Below are 18089 nucleotides of genomic sequence, written 5' to 3' on the forward strand. Positions count from 1 at the left end.
CACTGGGCGTTGAAAGGCGATCGGTGTGGGGGTTGTCACCTCTCGCGAGACCGGGGTTGAGGGCAGGCCGCCGGCCGTTATCGTCGCGGGCGTGGATCATCTCCCCCCGGGCGCCGACCGGGTGCACCAGACCGAGGACGGCGCGTCCGCTCGGGTCGTCGCGGGGTCGACGGACCGTCGCGCACGTCGGGCGCTCGTGCTGGTGGCCATCGGCGTGGTGCTCGTCGGGCTGTTGGCGGCGGCCGTGTGGGTGCGGGCCGGTCGGGAGACCGGACCGGCCGCTCAGGGAGGGCTTCGGCCGGTCGTCGAGCGGCGCCTGCCCCACGATCCGGAGGCGTTCACCCAGGGCCTCGAGGTGGTCGATGGCGAAGTCATCGAGTCCACCGGGCTCTACGGTGAGTCGAGCGTGCGCCGCTGGGACCTCGACACCGGGCGAACGGTCGACCAGGTCGATGTCCCGCAGGAGTTCTTCGCCGAAGGGGTGACCGCGCTGCCCGACGGCCGCCTGGTGCAGCTCACCTGGAAGGAAGGTACGGCGTTCGTGCGTAACCCCGACACGTTGGCCGAGGTCGGCCGTTTCGACTACGAGGGGGAGGGGTGGGGGATCTGCATGGACGAACCAAACGACCGCCTGGTGATGAGCGATGGCTCGGCCACGCTGACCTTCCGAGACCCGGACACCTTCGCTGTGGAGGGTTCGGTCGACGTGATCGATGACGGGGGGGCGCCGGTCAGCGAGCTGAACGAGCTGGAGTGCGTCGACGGCAGGGTGTGGGCCAACGTCTGGCAGACCGACACGATCGTGGTGATCGACCCGGTTGACGGCTCGCTCGATGCCACCGTCGATGCGTCGGGTCTACTCACCGAGGACGAGCGAGCCGAGGCGGATGTGCTCAACGGCATCGCAGCGCTGCCCGACGGGTCATTCCTCCTCACCGGCAAGCTGTGGCCGGCGGCGTTCGTCGTCAACTTCGAGCCTATCGAGGGGGACCGGTGAGCCCGATCGCCGCGCCGGCGCCGGGAGCGCTGCTCGACGACACCTCGGTGGCCTGGGCGACCGCAGCCCGATGGTGGGCGGTGCTCGGCGGTCAGCGGGCCCTGCTGTTGCAGGTGGCCCACCCCGAGGTGGCCGCAGCGGTCGCCGAGCACTCGGATTGGGAGGCGCGCAGCCTGCACCGTTTGGTGTCGACGCTGACCGCCATGCTCAGGCTGTCCTTCGGGTCGGCGTCAGCGGCGCACGCCCAATCGGAGGCGCTCGGCCGGGTGCATGGGTCGATCGTGGGGCGGACCGCCGACGATGTGGCCTACGACGCCACCGATCCCGACGCCCAGGCCTGGGTGTTGGCCACCCTGATCGACAGCCTGTGGGAGGTCGAGCGCCGCTTCGTCGGCCGGCTCACCGAAACCGATCGCGACCGCTCGGTCGTCGAAACCCGGCTGCTGGCGCGGTCATTCAACGTCGATCTCGACGAGTTCCCCATCGACGCCGCCGGGTTCCGTCAATGGTTTGGCGAGCGGGCGGACACGCTCAAGCCCGACGATCGATCCCGCAGCTCGGCGCGATCGATCCTCGACCCGCCTTTGCGTTGGGTGCCCGGGTCGGCGAAGCGCTTCGGTGCGGTGCTGGCGTGCGACCTGTTGCCGCCCGTCGTGCGGGAGCGGCTGGAGCTGCCGGCGGCCCGGCCCCACGAGGTGGCCAGGATTCTGGCTTGGCAGCGTCGCGGCCGGTGGACCATTCCTCGGCTGCCCGGCACGCTGACCCTCAACCCGTTGGTGCCGTGGAGCCTTCGCCGGCCGGCCGGTCAGCCGCATCGTTCTCGCTCGACTCGGTGAGGTCGACCAGCCGGTAGACGGGGTAGGACACGCCATCGTTTCCCTTGCAGGTGAGGGGCGTCGGGCTTGGCTGCGTCGTCCGCTCGAGCGTGACGTCATAGCCGACCACATCGTCGATCGAACGGGGGTGACCGTCAGCGGTGCCCCGCCCGGTTGCGACCCGGAACCTCAGCGTGCTCGCCCCGTCGCCTCGCTTGGGTTGCTCCAACCGGTGAACGCCGCCGACGGCGTCGAGTCGGTCCAGCCCCACCTCGGTGCGGACGAAGTACTCGGCCGCCTGCTGGGTGAAGCCCAGCGTGGACCGACCCCGGTAGTTGGAGAGGTGGATACGACCGTCTTCGTAGGCCTCGAGTACGGCCTCGGCCGACTCGGGGTCGCAGCGGCCGAAGTACAGGCTGTCGGGCAGCAGCACGAGGTTTGCGGCAAACCGGTCACCGCCGACGTGTGAGGTCTCCCAGGCACTGTCGGCCCAGCGGCTCTCGCGCAGGTGACGGATCGTGGGCCGCCCAAAGGTGGCACAGCAGCTGTCGTGGCGGCCGTGGGTGCACACCAGCGTCAGCGGACGGTCCCACGACGTCCAGCCCTCCGGCTCGCCACTGCGGGCGACCCCGGGCAGATCGGCGGTGGCGGCTGCCACATCGGGAAGGCCGTCGACCACCCGATGCCAGGTTCGTCCCGCCCGCCCTCCGGGAACCGCCGGGTCGATATAGATCAGCTCGACGCCGCCGTCGCCGGCCCGGCCATTGGTGGAGCTGTCGCCGGCCGAGGCCCGGCGCAGGTTGCGGCGCACGTTCAGCGTCCGTATGCCGCGCTCCTTGTTTGTCGCCAGCCATGCCTTGTCGACGAAGTCGCCCAGGTCGGAGTCGAGCGCAGCGTTGTGTCCCCACGGGCCGCGCACCTCGACGAGTAGCCAGCGCCGAACGCCCGATGCGGTGGCGAAGATCGCCTCGGAACGTTCCATCGCCGCACGGGCGCAGCTAAAGGGGGCCATGTGCCACCACTCCTTCCCGGTACAGGGCGGTCAGTATCGCCCGCACCGACTCGGCATCCAGGCCATGGTCCGGCTCGGCGGTGAACTCCCCCTCGCGCCGCAGCACCCAGGCCAGCAGCGGCCCGGCCGCAGCGGGCAGGGTCATCGCCCGGTCCCCGAGCTGCAGCGCCACCGTCGACTCGGTGGGGGAGCGTTCCTCGTCCAACCACAACAGCGGTCCGGGGGTGACGTGCAGCGGTCGTTCCAGATCCCACGCGGTTCTTCGGGGTCGCAGACGGGTGCGCGGTTGGCGCCGCCACACTTCGAGCCGGTGGGCGCGCAGCAGGGAGCGCTCGTCGAGGTTCTCGGCCAGGGCGGCCATCGCCGCAGCCCAACCCCCTTCGTGCCCAGGATGAGTGGGCGCTGCGGTGGCGGACAGTGAGGAACCCCCGACGGTGTCCCTCAGCCTGTTGCCGATCAGCGCCTGCCAGGTGAGCGACATGATCCCGATCGTCAGGTGGGCGGATTCATCGTCGATCGTCGACGCAGCGTGTGGGTGGCCACGCGGGATCACCAACGCATCGCCGGGTTGCACCACCACGTCGATCACGGGCTCGCCCACCTCGTCCCAGCCAGGTTTGGCGATGCCCGGCCCACGCTTTTGGGGCAACAGCGACCGCACGAGTGGCGCCCAGATGCGCCATGCCTTGGTTCCGCTGAGCTGCACGACGATCACGTCGTGGTAGTCGAAGTGCAGGTCCAGGCCGCGGGCTGCTGCGGGGCTGAGGTAGGCGTTGAGCTGGACGGGCTGGTCGAGTTCGAGGGCCAGGTTGGTCGACAGGCGTGCCATCGCCGGGTCGCTGTGTTGCAGGCCCTGGAGCACCAGCGACGCCCCCTCGTCGTAGGCCTCGAGTACCCGGTTGGGTTCGATCAGATCGTCAAGGCGCTGATGGCCGACGCCGGCACTGCGGCACAGCTGGGTGCGGGGCAGGGTGGCGCCGTCGCGGACCATGCGAAACGCCGGTGCCCTGGCAGAGCGGGTCAACAGATCGTCCCACCAGCGCTCGGGGTCGGCGAGGTGCGCTTGGGCCACGCGGCCCGCGAGGTATCGAGGGATCGTGCCCAGCGGCTCGCCGGCGGCGACCCCTTGCTGATCGCTCAGGTCGGATAGGCGGGCCGCGTCGGGGTGAAACTCGCGCCGGCTGATCGGATAAGCGCCGGAACGTGCGGCGTCGACCGATGCGTTCCCGGTGGCGCCGACGGCCGCCGGGGCGGTGTCGACCCTGTTCTGGTCGCCGCTGGGAGCGGCGCGTTCGGTGGGCAGGCTCAGGCGTCCCCGCCGTCGGTGTCACCACCGTCGGTGTCGCCCGCACCGGCGTCGCCGTCCCCATCGCCATCGTCGCCGGCGTCCCCGTCGCCGTCACCGGGGTCGGTCCCGTCGCCGTCACCATCGGTGGAGGCAACGATCGTGTCGTCTTCGGGCCAGTCGGTACGGATCTCGTCAAAGGTGATGCTCATGGTTGGGACCATACCCCAGCGCGGCTCGCCGCAAGCGACAAATCTGACGCCTCCGAAACGCCGAAGCTGCGGGTTTCCTGAGGCCGGTGTCAGCTCCCAGGTGCCAGGAACCCGTCGCGGTCGCGGAGGTTGACCTGGTCGTGGCGGGCGGCGACCGCGTCGATCTGCTCCGGGGTCGGATCGGGATCGTTCACGTGCAGCTCGATCAGTTCCCGGAAGTACTCCTCCCGGGCCACCCCGGGAGTGAACAGGATCAGCATGCGAGCCGGTTCGTCCTCGCTGGCGTTGGCGAACCCGTGAACGCCGTGGCGCGGCACGAAGGCGAAGTCCCCCGACCCAGCGATGACCACCTCGTCACCCAGCGTCAGCGCCACCGATCCCTCAAGGACGTAGAAAGATTCGGTGAAACCGGTGTGGTAGTGCGCCCCAGCCCTGCCGTCGGGGGTGATGTCCACCTCGAACAACCCGAACTCGCCGCCGGTGACGTCCCCGGTCGCCACCAACAGTGGCCCCAGACCGTCCGATGTCGCACGAGGCTGCTCGGTCCTGCTGCGGAAGCTCAGCGATGGATCGGTAGGTGCGGTCACGTGCTTTCCTTTGGCGTTGCTGTCGTGATGGACGTCCCTTTCGGGAGTCCCAGCGCCGTGCGTCACGCTACGCCGGTCACATCCAAGGGGGAAGCACTTCCTCGGTCACCGGCGGGTTTGGCGCTCGGCCCGGCCCGTCCTGGCATGGACGCGGGATACCCTCGCACCATGGCACCATCGGTCAGCGCCGCCGAGACCAGCGCAGGGCTGGTCACCCCCCGGGAAACGTGTGACGACTGTGGGTTCGACTCGATGCGTTGGTCTCGCCAGGATGCCATCCGCACCGTCGAAAAGGCCGAGTGGCTGACGGCCTTGGCCGTGGAGCGGTTGCCGGATGGTGTCTGGCTCACCCGGCCCGATCGGTCGATGCCGGCGATCGGCGAACACGTGGACCATCTGGCCTCGGTGATGGCGACCTGGTTGATGCGTGCCGAGCTCTTGGTCGATGCGCTCGGAATCGATGTCGCCGAGTCTCCCGAGCAGCCGATCATCGGCGATGGTGCCAACCTCGATCGTGCGAACTCGCTGGAGGCGTTGCGGGTCATGGCCAGCCGTCACGGTGCGTACCTGCGGTCGGTCGATGAAGCGACCTGGGCCAACGCGATCACCGTCGGTGGCGAGTCGTTCTCGCTGGACTGGGGCGTGCGCCACAGCGCTCACGAGGTGATGCACCACCTGTGGGCCATCGCTGGTGTGCGCCAGCGGCTGGGCGACGTGTTGACGCTTGGGGGAGGCACGGTGGCATCGCTGCATGCAAGCGGTGGTGGTGTGCCCAAACCTGAGATTCCGTCGGCCGAGATCGATGTCGGCGGGGTTGTCGGCGATGCCCAGGCGGCCCGCCAGTATCACGGGCGGCCGTGGCAGGCGTTGTGTCTGTGGTCCACCGAAGTGGTCGAGGCGTGGGCCGCGGAGGGGCATCCGATCTTCCCCGGTGCCGCTGGGGAAAACCTCAGCCTGAGCGGTCTCGACTGGTCACAGATTCGGGCCGGTCTCATCGTGCAGGTTGGCGACATGACGGCCCGCGTGTCCGCTCCGGCGGTGCCATGCACCAAGAACAGCCGCTGGTTTTCCGATCGGGATCACCGACGCCTGGGCCACGACGTCAGCCCGGGTCGCGCTCGCTGGTACGCCAGCGTCCTCACCCCCGGGCGGGTGGAGCCGGGCGATCCGGTGAGCGTCCATTCCGGCGGCTGACTCGCCCGTCGATGGTGGGCAAAGTGAATGCTGTCTCGACGCCACGTTCAGGCCGCCGTGGAAGCAGCGCATGAAGGCGGTTTGCTCCCAGGTCGTCTCCGCCAAGGGAAGCGCGCCATCCTCATCACCGTCAGCCCACAGGCACTGGACCTGAGCATCGAGAAGCCAGTCGGTTCCGAACAGCGTGCTGCCGGACGCCAGGATCGCCCTTCCGTGTTCCACCTCGGACCGGGCACCCTCGAGGCCGCCTCGTCGCAGCGCCAGCCGTGAGCGCAGCGCCAGCCGTGAGCGCAGCGCCAGGAAGTAAGGCCTGAAGTTCATGCTGTCGGCGTCGTCGATGTCGGCCAGGCCGGCCTCGATGTCGGCGTCCGCCTCGTCGTGGGCACCGCGGTAGACGTGCAGCGACGCTGGGATCGCCAGGCCCAGCCTGCTGATGTGGTCGCCTATCTCGCTGGGCGCGACGAACGCTCGTGGCCCGATGCTGAGCGGTTCGATCCGGACCGGTTCGAGGACCCGACCGATCACCAGCGCGGGCTCGCCCGCCAGGCGTGGGTTCCCTTCGGCCGGGGACCGCACATGTGGTTCGGCTTTGCGTTGGCTCAGATGGAGCTGTCTATCGTGCTGTCGCGGCTGGTTCAGGCGCTGGACATCACGATCGTCGCTCGGACCATGCCCCGACCGGTCGGCACCTGGTCAATCGCCCGTCCGGCGGCGTCGTCGTGCGGGGACGATGTCAGATTTGGCGCCGTCGACGGTCGATCCAACCGATGGCTCAACCGCTGCGGCACTGGTCGTCAGCCGGCGGAACCGAGGGTCGCTGGTGGCGTTTCAGGTGCGGGGTATCGACCGAGCGGTCGCGGGGACGAGGTACCGGCGCGCACGTCCATGCCGGACCTTGTGTCGCCGGCGACGGAGCGGCCGCAGGACCGCACTACAACTCCACGGGTGGTGCGGTCGTTGGACCGTCCACTGAGGTCTGGCTGGACTTCACAGTCCGGCCCGACGGGACCGCGTTGGCAGTCGCGCTGGTTCCCTTCGTCGTCCCGCCCGGTGCGCGCTCGATCGTGATCCATGCGATGGCGAGGATGCCAAACGGGATGGCCGGGGCTCGCCTGGCCTGTCTGCCGCTCCAGCTCTGAACATTGCGTCGGATGCGCGCCGAGGTGGGCGGCGTGCGGGCTTCAGATGCGAGAGAGGGCAGCACTGGGTCGATGAGAGTGGTCAGGCGCTGATCCAGGGTCCGCCGCCGCCGAGCCGGTCGATCTCGACACGCACGATCACCGAGGTACCAGGCGGTGGCCCTCGTCGATCATCCCACGATCCCAGCGGTCGCGGTCCTGGTCGCCCAGACGGACCGGCAATCCGTCGACGTCGGTGCGGGCAGGCCGACGTGACTCGGTGAGCAGGAGGAATGCCAGCAGGCCGACGACCCCAGGTTCGTCCGGCATCAGCTCGGTGAGCAGCCGGGCCAGCCGGATCGCTTCGGCGGCCAGCTCGGTTCGGACCAAACTGGGGCCGGAGGTGGCGGTGTGCCCTTCGTTGTAGATGAGGTAGATCGTGGCCATCACGGCGCCGAGGCGGTCGGGGAGTTCGTGGTCGGCCGGTATCCGGTAGGCGATGTGGTTGTGGCGGATCTTGCGCTTGGCCCGCACCAGGCGCTGGGCCATGGTGGCCGCGGGCACCAGAAAGGCCCGGGCGATCTCGTCGGTCTGCAACCCCCCGAGCAACCGCAGGGTGAGCGCTACTTGCGTGTCGGGCGCCAGGGCCGGGTGACAGCACAGGAAGATCAGCCGCAACTGATCGTCCGCGACCACGTCGGTGTCGCCCAGCTCGTCGATCACCGGTGGATCCGGCTGGTCGGTCGCGATCGTCGCCAGGTGGTGGGCGGCCCGGTGGTGCTGAGGTCGCTTGGCCTCGCGACGGACGTGGTCGATGCCCCGGTTGCGCGCCGTCGTGGTGATCCATGCGCCCGGGTTGGGCGGGATGCCGCTGTCCGGCCATCGCTGCGCAGCGATGGCGAAAGCCTCGCCCACGGCGTCCTCGGCGAGGTCGATGTCGCCGAGCACCCGCACCATCGTGGCCGTGCACCGGCCCACCTCCGCCCGGTAGATCGCGTCGAACGCGCCGCTGTCGAACGGCTTCGACCGCAGCGGCCGAGTATCGCGAGGTCGACCGTTGGGCGGTTGGGCATCGGACGGGCGGAGGTGGGTCACGACTGGAGCGGTGGGCGCTGTCGGTCTATTCGCCCTGCAGCGGGCGAACCTCGACGGGGTTCATGCACGCCTCGGAGCCCTTGCGTGCCCACTCGAGGGCGGCGTCCAGGTCGGCGACATCGATGATCCAGAATCCACCGATCTGCTCCTTGGCCTCGGCGAGGGGACCATCGGTGACCGACATGCCCGCCTCGGTCGCCCTCACCACGCTGGCGGACGAGGCCGGCTGCAGCCCGCCGGCGAACACCCACGATCCGCTGGCCTGCAGCGACTCGTTGAACCGGTCGACCTGGGCGAAGGCCCTCTGCATCGTCTCGTCGTCCGGGTAGACCTCGTCGTCCTCAGCGTGCCACACCGAAAGCAGGTACTGCGCCATGTTGTCGTCTCCATCGTTTTGGTGTCCGGCACTCTGCCAGACACCAGTACAACGAACGAACCGGCAGCGATCGACAGGATCGACGAGATTTCTTTGAGGAGCAGGTGGATTCGAGGGTTGGTTGTCCCTGTGTCGCCTCATACTGGGGTACATGGGTTCGATGGTGTTGGCACACGATGCGGTTGCTGCGATCGACGGGATCAATGTCGGTCTCGATCGGTTGTTTGCGGCCGGGGTGGTGCCGATCGACGGCAAGGACGCCATCGTGTGGTTGCGTGAGCTCGAGGTGTTGCGCCGTCGGGTCGACGCTGCGGCCACCGGCCTGGTGGGTGCGATCGACCGTGACGGCCTGTACGTCGACGATGGGCACGCCTCGGCCACGGTGATGGCCAAACACCACGCCAAGCTGTCCGGTGGCGAGGCGGCAGCCCGTGAGAAGACTGCGCGGGCATGTCGTGACCTGCCGAAGTTGGCCGATGCTTGGGCCCATGGTGAGATCGGCACCGACCAGATGCACCTGCTGGGGCGGGTCCACGCCAACGAGCGTGTTGCGCCGGCCATGGAGGCCCGCCAGGATGAGTTCCTGGCTGACGCCGAAACGATGTCGGCGAAGCAGTTCGAGTCGAAAACCCGCCAGTGGGAGCGGTTGATCGACGAGGACGGCCCCGAACCGGCCAACGAACGCAACCACACAAACCGTGACGCCAAACTGGTCCCCAACCCGTGGGACGGCTCGTGGGACCTCACCGGGTTTTACGCGTCGCTGCAGGGCGCCGAGATGCGCGAGATCCTCGACCACTACGTCGATGCCGAGTTTCAAACCGACTGGAACCAGGCCAAGGCCATTTTCGGCGACGCCGTCACCAACGCCGACCTGGAGCGGACCGCACCCCAACGGCGCGCCGACGCGCTCCACCGGCTGTTCCAAGACGCAGCCGGCTCACCGGCCGGGGCCGTCCCTCCGGGGTTCGTCCACAACATTCACTGGTCGGCCGCGGCCTATCAAGAGATGCTCAGGGCGCTCGACGCCGACCGGGCCCCGAGGTTCGATCCGGACACGTTCATGTGTCGCACCGGTGACGGTCACGGCGTTGACCCGACCGAAGCGGCCACCAACAGCCTCGACGGTCTCGCCGCCCAGATCCGCCGCGTGATCGTCGATGCCGCCGGTGTGGTCATCGACCTCGGCCGGGCCCGACGGTTCACCGGTTCGGCCCGCACAGCCGCCACCGCCGGGCACACCTGTTGTGTGTGGCCGGGCTGCACCGTCCCGGCCAGCGCCTGTGAGGTCGACCACCTCACCGAATACGGCCGTGGTGGCCCGACCAGTCCTTCCAACGCAGCCCCGCTGTGCGGCAAACACAACCGCTGGAAACAGAAGGGCTTCCAAATCCACCGAGACCCCACCGGCAACTGGCACACGATCCGGCCCGACGGATCACAGCTGGAATGACCGGGCTTCTCGGCGGCGCTGGCGACTAGATCGTGTCGTTGTACAGAGGCGGGCCGCCACCGTTGAGGTCGATGACCTTCAGACGATTGTTGCGCTTGACGTAGATCGACTTGTACACCTTCCGCCCGTCGGCGTCGGCGTACAGGATCACCCGCGTGTTCGGGTTATCGGTCTCGATCTCCGGGGTCAGGGAGTCGAGGTTGCCGATCGTGCTTTGGAGCACGGCGTACTCCTCGAAGCCGGCCAGTTCCGAGGCGGCGGGGGCGTCGGTCGGCGGGCCGGGGGTGGCCGTGGTCGGGCTGCTGGGCACGGTGGTACTCGGCTCGCTCGTCTCGGGTGGCTCCGAAGTCGGGGCTGCGACGGTGGTCGTCGTGGCCTCGGCGGTCGTCGCGCTCACGGAGTCGCCCGTGCTGTCGGCCTCGTCGGAGCCGCCGCACGCGGCCAATCCGATCGACGCAACCAACGTGATCGAGAGTAAGTAGGGACGCAGTGGCTTCACGGATGGCTCCTCAGGGGAAAGGTGTGGGGAGGGCCGAAAGAGCCAGAGGGTCGAGGAGCGGTACCCACGCCTCGCCGGGACAAACGAAACCCCAGGTCTCCCGGAAGTCCGGTGTGACCTGGGGTCTCGGTTTTGTACGCCCCCCGGGACTCGAACCCGGAACCTACGGATTAAGAGTCCGACGCTCTAACCAATTGAGCTAGAGGCGCAAGACCGACCACTGTACAGCCCGAGCGCCACGCGCCACCAACGAAACTGTCGTGGCGAATGGCTCGTCGTCCACCGGCAGGCCGGGCGCGAAACGACCGCCCGACCCACAGGGCCGGGCGGTCGTCGGTGGGGTGAGCGAGGGGACTCGAACCCCCGGCCTCCAGGATCACAACCTGGCGCTCTAACCAGCTGAGCTACGCCCACCAAGTGCACCCAATGCTAGGCCCTGGGCCCGTCGGTGTGGAAGTTGGTTGCGCCAGTAGCGGGTCAGCCGGTGAACCTGGCGGCCAACGGGTCGGCCACATTGGCCGTCGACGGTCGACCGTTGTCTGGGGCTGGGTCGCTGTCTGTGGACGGGGCTGGCTCGATCTCCGGCGCTGGCGGTGCGCACGATTGCGGGGCCTCCTCGGGCGTGAGGCACAGGGTGTGAGTCGAGCCGTCCTTGGGGACATCGACCGAGATGAGGTCCAGTCCGGGCGCCAGCCGCTCGACGGCGGGCTCCACCGTCGTCTCGTCGACATCCAGACGCCAGCCGTCGGGGTAGCGCTTGGCCGCCGGCACAACGATCTCGGTGGGGCCCGTCGCATCGTTGTCGGCGAAGGTGACCCGAAGGGTGCGCGTCGCCGGGTCGAAGTGGTGATCGTCGGGTGCGCCGGCGATCGCCCGGGCAAAGGGCTGGACGATCTGGTCGATCTGCTCGCGATCTTGACCCTCGGGCCCGAAGGTGCAGTATCCCTCACCAAAACAGCCGTTGAACTGGGCCCACCCGGAAGTGGTCGCCTCCATCGTCTCAAGCACCTCGGCGATGTAGCGGTCGATGCCGGGGTAGGGGGTGGGGACACCCCACTCGCCCACCATCATCGGCACCGGATACGTGTCCGTATAGGTGGCGATTGCCGTCGCCCAACCTTCGAAGAAGTCTGGGTTGAAGCCGCTGGGGTCGCCGGAACCGTTGTAGATCTCGAACTCGATGTCGGTGTTGTACAAGTGAGGGAAAAACACCACCCGCTCGTCGTTGACCCGACCGAGCGACGTGGAGATGCCAAGGGAGGCCAGATTGGGGGCCTCGATGAACATCCAAGACCGAGCATCGACCGTGCGGATCGCGTCGGTGAGGCGTTGGTACATGGCGGTCAGTTGCACCGACTCGACCCGCTTGGCGGCCGTGAGCAGGTCCTCGCCTTCTCGGATCTTCCCGAACGGTTCGTTCAGTAGGTCGTAACCGATCACGTTGGGGTGATCCGCGTACTCGGCGGCGACATGGGTCCATGCGTTGGCCTGGGCGGCACGGATTTCGGGATCCTCGTACAGGTTCTCCCAGGCCGCCTGCACGCCCGGCTGGAGGTAGTCGGTGAGGAAGCTGCCCGTGGGCTCGAAGGGCAGGCCGTCATCCTTGGTGGCCCACGGTGGGATGCCATGGCCGCCGAAGGCCGACCCGAATGTGTCCTGGTGGAAGCTGACGACCACCCAGATGCCGCGCTGCTCGGCCGCAGTGATCACGGCGTCGATGTCGTCGAGGTAGGCCTGATCGAAGTCGCCTTGCTGCGGCTCCAACTGTTCCCAGAAGAGCGACAGCCGCAGCAGGTTGAAGCCGCGAGCTGCGATGGCGTCCAGCACCTCATCGCGAGCGCCGTCTGCGGGATTGCCCGTCTTGATGTTGACACCCCGCAACTGCAGCGCCCGACCCTGGCTGTCGGCGATGTACTCGGATCCGTTGTTGCCGGTCACCTGGTCCCACGCATCCCAGGCGGGTTCGTCCTGGGCGCCGGCGGTGCCGATCGGGGCCAGCGCAAGCAGCGCAGCACACACTGTCGCCATCAGGCTCAGCCTGAGGTAGCGCTTCGTCGCGATCGTCGTCGACAGGGGCCCGTTCGCTTGAGACATGGTCGTGAGTTGCGCTTTCGCTCCGGAGCTCTCGCCGCCATCGGTGGCGACTTGAACGCTTTCTGTGTACGAATCGGCGCTGAGCATACTGGACTCGGCGCAAACACCCTCTGGGCGACGGACGCACCACCAGCGACGCAACGTTGCCGGATCGCCGATGGTCCGACGGGACCGGCATCGTGCCCACGTGGGGCTCGACCTCGGGTCAGCCCATAAAGTGCGTGGGTACCGGCGGCGCTGGGCCTATGCCCGTCGCCGATCCCGTGCTGGCCCCTGTAGCTCAATTGGATAGAGCATCGGACTTCTAATCCGACGGTTGCAGGTTCGAGTCCTGCCGGGGGCACCAAATCACGCATGTTCCAACCATCGGTACGGCAGTACCGTCGCCCCCGTTGGACATCGCTCTCCCAGCCGTCCGTCGGCTCCCATCCAACGACCTCATCTTCAGCTCCAGCCCACTCGGCTGGAGCTTCTTCATTCCCGGCCGAACCCTGACGACCGAGCACGCCATCCAGTCGTCCAGTGGCTTCCTCGTCGCCGTCTCGGAGTCCCCGTAGCTCCCGCAGTTCCCTGAATGGACTGTTGAGCGTCAGCTCAACACCTTCATCTGGCACCACCTCGATGCGCTCGAAGAACGCCTGGTTCAGCTCCCGCCGTCTGACTGGCTTGGCATCCAGGTAGGTTTCCTGGCAATCCTCGGCCAGCTTCAACGCAGCATTGAGCGTCCGTTCCACCTCGGCGGACTCCATCGACGCCGCCGCTATCTCCACCTGTGCCTGGCTCATCTCCCGAGCAATCCGATCCTGCTCCGACTTCAACAGATCCAGTGGCACCGCTCCCGCCAGATGGGCCTTCAGCAGCGTCGACCGTTCACCATCCAGGTCCTGCAACCGCTTGGTTTGGACTCCCAGCTGCTCGCTGGCACCTTGGTGCATGACCTGGAGCCGAGCCAGCACCGCCCCACGTAGCTCGGCTGCCAGCTCGGTGGGGAAGACGTTCTGTTGCCACTCGGTATCAACTTGGCTCTCCAGCCAGTCGGCTCGGACGTACCCGACCGTGCAGGCGACACCGTTCTGTCGTCCCATGCACTTGAAGTAGTCGTAGCTGCCACCGTTGCCACGGTTGCGGGAGAACACCAACCGAGAATGGCACTCCCCGCAGAACACCGTGCCCTTCAGGTAGTGGTGGTGCTTCGACGTCTTCTCGCCAGTGGTTGCCTTGACCCTGAGCACCGTCTGGACTCGTTCGAACAGTGCCTTGTCCACGATCGGCTCGTGGCGTCCCTTGTACTGCACTCCTCGAAACGTCACCGTTCCGACGTAGTACCGATTCCCCAACATGTGGGCCACCCGCGACTTGAGTAGCGGCTTGGATGGTCGCTTGCCGACTGACACCGAGCGCAGGCCCCGTGCATCGAGGGCATCGGCCAGTGACTGCGTGGTCCATTCCCCGGTGGCGTATTGCTCGAATGCCCAGCGCACATGCGGCGCCCGCTCAGGATCAACTTCAACGTCTGCCATACCTCTGGGTTGTCCAGGTACGGGCAGTCGGACGTTGAGGTACCCGATCGGGGCTCTCCCCGGCGTGCCACCGACCTGGGCTTTGCGGGTCATTCCCTTGAGCGCTTCGGTGCCGTTGTTGCGCGACTCGTACTCGGCCAGCGTTGCCAGGATGCCGTGCATCAGCATGCCTGCAGGCGTGTCGTCGATGTTCTCCTTGACCGAGATCACGGTGGCGCCAGCCGCTCGTAGTTCGAACAGCATGTTGGCGTCGTCTCGACGGTTCCGAGCGAACCTGTTGATCTTGTCCAAGATGACGTAGTCGATATCTCGGTCGGCCTGCACTCGACTGACCATCTTGCGAAACTGTGGCCGGTCGACTGTCTTGGCCGACTCACCACGGTCGACGTACTCATCGACCACTTCAGCCCCCAACTCCTCGGCCTTGCGGAGGCATGACTCCCGCTGGGCGGGCAGCGACAATCCCTCAGGGTCCAGATCAGTCTTAGCTTGCTTAGCGGTACTGACCCGCAGGTACAAAACAGCCCGCGTCGGGCGGGCTGCTGGGTCGGTCTGGTTGGTCGTGGTGGCGGTCATGTCAGCGATCCTTGCGCTGTCGCCAGCCCAAAGGAAGGCCAGACAGCAGGTGCTGCCGCTCGTTCGTAGCGGCGCCCCTTCGCCAGACTGCCAACCCCGCCGCAACGTCGCCTGGTGCTGGTCAGTCCCAACTGGTGCAACCGCAGTCCCATGGCAGCTCGGGACACCCCAAAGTGTGCCGCCAGGTCGTCAGGTCGCTGGTTGCCCTGCCCCCAGGCTGCCTTGACAGATAGTCGTGGCATGAGCAGGCAGGCGGCGAAGTAGTCGCAGATGGTCTCTGCTCGCTGACCCGACGGTGCTCCATCCCGTCCTGGGTAGAGCATCTCAATGTACGGATTGTCCAGCACGTGCTTGAGTTCATGCGCCAGCGTGAAGCGTCGCCTCGTCCAGTGGTCATCGCCGTTTATGGCGATCACCCAACGACTGCGACTCCATTCAGAGAACCCCGACACCGGTAGCCCAACCTGGGAACGCACGTGGAGCCGTGGCAACGACGCCACCGCATCGAGGTCGACCATCGGGCCATCCAGATCCAGCAAGTTGCGCAGCCGTCCCGCTTGACGCTCAGCAATAGAGCGAGCTTCGTGAACTTCCAGCGGGCGGGGCGGCATCAGGGCGCGCACCGCTGCCAAGACTTGGTGACGAGGCAAGGCCGCTGTCGACAGAGCTGCCAGGTTCAGTGTCGTAGATTGTGTTGTCATAGTGCCCCCTTTCGTGGAAGTCGTTGTTAGTTGGTAGTTCATAGTTGGTAGAAAGTAGGGAGGGGCGAAGCTCCAACCATCCAGCATTGATGGTGGTCGATTCGCATCCTTCCTGCCCCTTGATACTTCTTTCGAAGTTTCACGCAGCCCGCTGGTCGCCGCCAGGCTTGCCTCGCTCTTTGACCTCGTACTTCTCGCTGACGAAGCTGAAGTACTCATGCAAGGCTTGGGCTGCCTCGTCGCTCATGTCGTACTTGGCTCGCAGATACGGTGTGAAGGCCGGGAGTCCTTCGGGAGCATCCAGCCCTGCCAGGGCGAACAAGTCCCGCTCGTCCAGCTCCAGCACCCGGCTGAGTCGCTGGAGCACCGCAGGCTTGGCCGTTTGGTAGTCCCCGGCCTCCAGCCGTGCCAGGAAGGAGTGGTGCAGCTGCACCAGTGGCGCCAGCTGACGAAGCGACAGTGCCAGAGCCTCTCGTGCCCTACGAATCGCGTCACCGAGACGTACCCCATCTGGTTCAATCTGTTTCGTATTGCTATCTGCCATCTCCACTTCCTTTCGTTCTACTACAATTGTACGCTCCACGTCGCGAATGGTAAACAGTATTTGTTCATTCTACAACAGCATGTAGGGATACCATGGCTTGCTCATAGGATTCGATTAGTGCTGGTCCGACCTGGTTCAGGCTGAACTGTTCTGCAGTGACGTGTTGCTTCGTAATAAGCTCTTTGCGTTCTGCATTATCTAAAGATAGGACCCTTCGGGCAGCCTCAGCGAAAGCTCCGGGGTTGGATGGCGGAAAGAGTTGGCTTTCATGCCCCTGCAAGGTGCTTGCGTAGCCTGGGTTGGAAGCAGCAATGACTGGGACGCCGGATCTCATTGCTTCCACTAGAACGAGACCGAAACTCTCGCCGCCGATGGCTGGGTAGACGGCCATCGCGGATCGACGCAGATGGTCAACCATTTCGTCATCCGAGAGACGGCCTAGAAAAGACACCCGTGATTGCAGCCCGAGTTGGCCCGTGATCCGTTCCAGGCGGTGCCGCTCTGGACCATCGCCAATTAGCTGCAAGGGAGGAGCATCGCTCCATTGGTTCGCAAGCTCGGCGTAGCCGTGCAGCAAGGACTCAACTCCCTTTCGTTTCGCGAGACGACCGGTGTAGGTGATGACCGGATCCGTGTGAGTGGTTTTGGTAACCGATCCCAACTGAACAGGTGGGGGCACGACGTCGCACGCTCGCCCAGTGACCGACGAGGCAAACTCGGCAACCATCCCCGAAGTGGCCGTTAGGCCGTCGAGCTTGCGATCAAGGTGTCTACTCAGTCGGCCGACAGCCCCGAGTAGAACCTCGTCCGACTTTCCCATAGGCATCAAGTGATAGGTGCCGACCACCGCAGTGGCGGTCCTTCCCAGCGCTCGCCTAACCCGAGCCCCTACAAAGGGCCCATCGGGCAGTTGCACATGGGCAATATCGAATCCGCCCTCACGGAGCAGATCCATACTTCGCTGCGCACGCCGGGGGAAGACTGCAGCTCCGAACTCATTACCATTTCCAGACATCGACACTGTGCGTGCGAGGGTGTGAACGGTTCCCGAGTGCGCCTCGTAGGGTTCGGAGCGCGGTCCACTCGTAAAGTAGTGAACGTCGATGCCTTGGTCGGCCATCCATTCACCGACTGTTGCCGTGTAGCGTTGCACGCCATCCTGGCGTTCAATCGGCCCATCCGTAACTAACGCGAGACGTTCAATACTCATTTGGCTTTTCCGTACCTTCTACATCAATTGTAGTCCTTTTAGTAAACTTTTGCCAATATTGGACAATCACCCATAGGCCGACCGTGTGCTCCAGAACGCGCCAAATCGCCCAAAGTCCGACGACCGCAAATGCGGGCCAAGTCGACATGGCCGATGCCTTCGCGTTGACTGGCGAGAAGGCTGCCAAGTACAGCACAGCGAATGCGACAGCTAGTAGGAACCGTGAGAAGGCGAGCAGGTCGAGCTGTTTGTCTCCAAACATCGACCGGGCATCCTGCGACAGTTCGATGTCCACAGTTGCGCCCTTTGTCGGCGGGTTACGTCGTTTGACCTCTGCCACCTTCATGAAGATGGCTTGGAGAAGACAGATTGCTATCAGGTTGATGACCAACGCCGAGATAGGAACGACCGCCATCCAAATGTTGGTGCCAGCAGTTTGGCGGACCAGGAACTGAAATGGGAAGAACGTAAAGACGAGGAACGACAACGCAAGAATGCCTGTTTGCACTCCCTGGCTTCTACCGAATTTTGCGCTCCGAATGATCTGATTGAGGTTGTACCATGCGTCGATCGACACGGCCGTGACGCCGAGGATGGTCACCGCCCAAACGGTTCGGGCTCCTTGAAACTCCGTCCAAGTTGCGTCGGGTAGCCCGGTTCCGAGCGCCACCCCGAGCGATGCACTGAGCAGCACGCTGTACAGAATCTCCAACTGTCGAGACCAGAAGGTCGGATCGTTCGATTCTCTCTGCTGCGGTTCGTCTGTCACGTCGTTCATCTGAGCCTCCAACCGCCGCATGG

At 66.0% G+C, this 18089-nt stretch carries 18 protein-coding genes, 3 tRNA genes and 2 pseudogenes; 7 read left to right on the top strand and 16 right to left on the bottom strand.

Annotated elements, in window-relative coordinates:
- The first annotated feature begins 196 nt into the window (after positions 1-196).
- Together IPN02_04780 and IPN02_04785 are read left to right on the top strand one after the other, a co-directional pair.
- Positions 197-997 (top strand): glutaminyl-peptide cyclotransferase, encoded by an 801-nt coding sequence (locus tag IPN02_04780; GenBank protein MBK9296180.1) that lies wholly within the window; start codon positions 197-199, stop codon positions 995-997.
- Positions 994-1833 carry a DUF2236 domain-containing protein gene (locus IPN02_04785; GenBank protein MBK9296181.1) on the top strand — a complete coding sequence of 280 codons (840 nt, stop codon included), beginning with the start codon at positions 994-996 and terminating at the stop codon, positions 1831-1833. Before IPN02_04780 ends, IPN02_04785 begins: the two co-directional genes overlap by 4 nt.
- Here the strand turns inward: IPN02_04785 and IPN02_04790 are convergent.
- From IPN02_04790 to IPN02_04805, 4 genes are all read right to left on the bottom strand, one after another.
- Positions 1763-2824, bottom strand: a complete 1062-nt coding sequence (locus tag IPN02_04790) for a sucrase ferredoxin (protein ID MBK9296182.1) — start codon at positions 2822-2824, stop codon at positions 1763-1765. The genes IPN02_04785 and IPN02_04790 overlap by 71 nt on opposite strands.
- Entirely contained in the window at positions 2811-3896 is a 1086-nt protein-coding gene (locus IPN02_04795; GenBank protein ID MBK9296183.1) for a hypothetical protein, read from the bottom strand. Before IPN02_04795 ends, IPN02_04790 begins: the two co-directional genes overlap by 14 nt.
- A 233-nt stretch (positions 3897-4129) precedes the next feature.
- The gene (locus IPN02_04800) at positions 4130-4321 is read right to left on the bottom strand and encodes a hypothetical protein (GenBank protein ID MBK9296184.1); all 192 of its coding nucleotides are present in this window, start codon (positions 4319-4321) and stop codon (positions 4130-4132) included.
- 89 nt (positions 4322-4410) lie between these two features.
- Positions 4411-4908, bottom strand: a complete 498-nt coding sequence (locus tag IPN02_04805; protein MBK9296185.1) for a cupin domain-containing protein — start codon at positions 4906-4908, stop codon at positions 4411-4413.
- A 168-nt stretch (positions 4909-5076) separates the two neighbouring features.
- Between IPN02_04805 and IPN02_04810 the strand changes: the two genes are divergently transcribed.
- Together IPN02_04810 and IPN02_04815 are read left to right on the top strand one after the other, a co-directional pair.
- Positions 5077-6102: an MOSC domain-containing protein gene (locus IPN02_04810; GenBank protein MBK9296186.1), complete on the top strand. Its 1026-nt coding sequence runs from the start codon at positions 5077-5079 to the stop codon at positions 6100-6102.
- A 378-nt stretch (positions 6103-6480) separates the two neighbouring features.
- Entirely contained in the window at positions 6481-7170 is a 690-nt protein-coding gene (locus tag IPN02_04815; protein MBK9296187.1) for a cytochrome P450, read from the top strand.
- Between the two features lie 209 nt (positions 7171-7379).
- Here the strand turns inward: IPN02_04815 and IPN02_04820 are convergent, their stop codons facing one another.
- The gene (locus IPN02_04820; GenBank protein ID MBK9296188.1) at positions 7380-8177 is read right to left on the bottom strand and encodes a sigma-70 family RNA polymerase sigma factor; all 798 of its coding nucleotides are present in this window, start codon (positions 8175-8177) and stop codon (positions 7380-7382) included.
- Between the two features lie 163 nt (positions 8178-8340).
- Positions 8341-8691, bottom strand: a complete 351-nt coding sequence (locus IPN02_04825) for a hypothetical protein (GenBank protein MBK9296189.1) — start codon at positions 8689-8691, stop codon at positions 8341-8343.
- Positions 8692-8842: 151 nt separating this feature from the next.
- Here IPN02_04825 and IPN02_04830 point away from each other — a divergent pair, with 151 nt between their 5' ends.
- Positions 8843-10144 carry a DUF222 domain-containing protein gene (locus IPN02_04830; GenBank protein ID MBK9296190.1) on the top strand — a complete coding sequence of 434 codons (1302 nt, stop codon included), beginning with the start codon at positions 8843-8845 and terminating at the stop codon, positions 10142-10144.
- 25 nt (positions 10145-10169) lie between these two features.
- Here the strand turns inward: IPN02_04830 and IPN02_04835 are convergent, their stop codons facing one another.
- The 4 genes from IPN02_04835 to IPN02_04850 form a co-directional block, all read right to left on the bottom strand.
- Entirely contained in the window at positions 10170-10643 is a 474-nt protein-coding gene (locus IPN02_04835; protein ID MBK9296191.1) for a hypothetical protein, read from the bottom strand.
- A gap of 135 nt (positions 10644-10778) precedes the next feature.
- Positions 10779-10852, bottom strand: a tRNA-Lys gene (locus IPN02_04840).
- Between the two features lie 128 nt (positions 10853-10980).
- A tRNA-His gene (locus IPN02_04845) sits at positions 10981-11057 on the bottom strand.
- Between the two features lie 63 nt (positions 11058-11120).
- A complete protein-coding gene (locus IPN02_04850) occupies positions 11121-12671 on the bottom strand; it encodes a cellulase family glycosylhydrolase (GenBank protein MBK9296192.1) in 1551 nt (516 codons plus the stop codon).
- Between the two features lie 335 nt (positions 12672-13006).
- On the opposite strand from IPN02_04850, the gene IPN02_04855 reads away from it, so the two are divergent.
- Both IPN02_04855 and IPN02_04860 read left to right on the top strand, forming a co-directional pair.
- A tRNA-Arg gene (locus tag IPN02_04855) sits at positions 13007-13083 on the top strand.
- Positions 13084-13129: 46 nt separating this feature from the next.
- Positions 13130-13294: a hypothetical protein gene (locus IPN02_04860; GenBank protein MBK9296193.1), complete on the top strand. Its 165-nt coding sequence runs from the start codon at positions 13130-13132 to the stop codon at positions 13292-13294.
- A 453-nt stretch (positions 13295-13747) separates the two neighbouring features.
- Here IPN02_04860 and IPN02_04865 read toward each other — a convergent pair.
- The 6 genes and pseudogenes from IPN02_04865 to IPN02_04890 form a co-directional block, all read right to left on the bottom strand.
- Positions 13748-14077: pseudogene (locus IPN02_04865) on the bottom strand (recombinase zinc beta ribbon domain-containing protein).
- Between the two features lie 249 nt (positions 14078-14326).
- Positions 14327-14833: pseudogene (locus IPN02_04870) on the bottom strand (recombinase family protein).
- Complete coding sequence (locus tag IPN02_04875; protein MBK9296194.1) at positions 14830-15534, bottom strand: ImmA/IrrE family metallo-endopeptidase; 705 nt, start codon at positions 15532-15534, stop codon at positions 14830-14832. Before IPN02_04875 ends, IPN02_04870 begins: the two are co-directional and overlap by 4 nt.
- 139 nt (positions 15535-15673) lie before the next feature.
- The gene (locus tag IPN02_04880; protein ID MBK9296195.1) at positions 15674-16078 is read right to left on the bottom strand and encodes a helix-turn-helix domain-containing protein; all 405 of its coding nucleotides are present in this window, start codon (positions 16076-16078) and stop codon (positions 15674-15676) included.
- A 64-nt stretch (positions 16079-16142) separates the two neighbouring features.
- Positions 16143-17288 carry a glycosyltransferase family 4 protein gene (locus IPN02_04885; protein ID MBK9296196.1) on the bottom strand — a complete coding sequence of 382 codons (1146 nt, stop codon included), beginning with the start codon at positions 17286-17288 and terminating at the stop codon, positions 16143-16145.
- A complete protein-coding gene (locus IPN02_04890; protein ID MBK9296197.1) occupies positions 17278-18066 on the bottom strand; it encodes a hypothetical protein in 789 nt (262 codons plus the stop codon). The genes IPN02_04885 and IPN02_04890 overlap by 11 nt, the downstream gene beginning before the upstream one ends.
- Positions 18067-18089: the final 23 nt, after the last annotated feature.

Origin of the sequence: Candidatus Microthrix subdominans, assembly GCA_016719385.1 — a bacterium.
GTDB lineage: Bacteria > Actinomycetota > Acidimicrobiia > Acidimicrobiales > Microtrichaceae > Microthrix > Microthrix subdominans.

Excerpts from the sequence above, each read along its gene's own strand:
- IPN02_04825 (MBK9296189.1), bottom strand. The coding sequence starts at position 8,691 with ATGGCGCAGTACCTGCTTTCGGTGTGGCACGCTGAGGACGACGAGGTC.
- IPN02_04880 (MBK9296195.1), bottom strand. The coding sequence starts at position 16,078 with ATGGCAGATAGCAATACGAAACAGATTGAACCAGATGGGGTACGTCTC.
- IPN02_04890 (MBK9296197.1), bottom strand. The coding sequence starts at position 18,066 with ATGAACGACGTGACAGACGAACCGCAGCAGAGAGAATCGAACGATCCG.
- IPN02_04790 (MBK9296182.1), bottom strand. The coding sequence starts at position 2,824 with ATGGCCCCCTTTAGCTGCGCCCGTGCGGCGATGGAACGTTCCGAGGCG.
- IPN02_04875 (MBK9296194.1), bottom strand. The coding sequence starts at position 15,534 with ATGACAACACAATCTACGACACTGAACCTGGCAGCTCTGTCGACAGCG.
- IPN02_04800 (MBK9296184.1), bottom strand. The coding sequence starts at position 4,321 with ATGAGCATCACCTTTGACGAGATCCGTACCGACTGGCCCGAAGACGAC.
- IPN02_04850 (MBK9296192.1), bottom strand. The coding sequence starts at position 12,671 with ATGGCGACAGTGTGTGCTGCGCTGCTTGCGCTGGCCCCGATCGGCACC.
- IPN02_04830 (MBK9296190.1), top strand. The coding sequence starts at position 8,843 with ATGGGTTCGATGGTGTTGGCACACGATGCGGTTGCTGCGATCGACGGG.
- IPN02_04820 (MBK9296188.1), bottom strand. The coding sequence starts at position 8,177 with ATGGTGCGGGTGCTCGGCGACATCGACCTCGCCGAGGACGCCGTGGGC.
- IPN02_04885 (MBK9296196.1), bottom strand. The coding sequence starts at position 17,288 with ATGAGTATTGAACGTCTCGCGTTAGTTACGGATGGGCCGATTGAACGC.
- IPN02_04810 (MBK9296186.1), top strand. The coding sequence starts at position 5,077 with ATGGCACCATCGGTCAGCGCCGCCGAGACCAGCGCAGGGCTGGTCACC.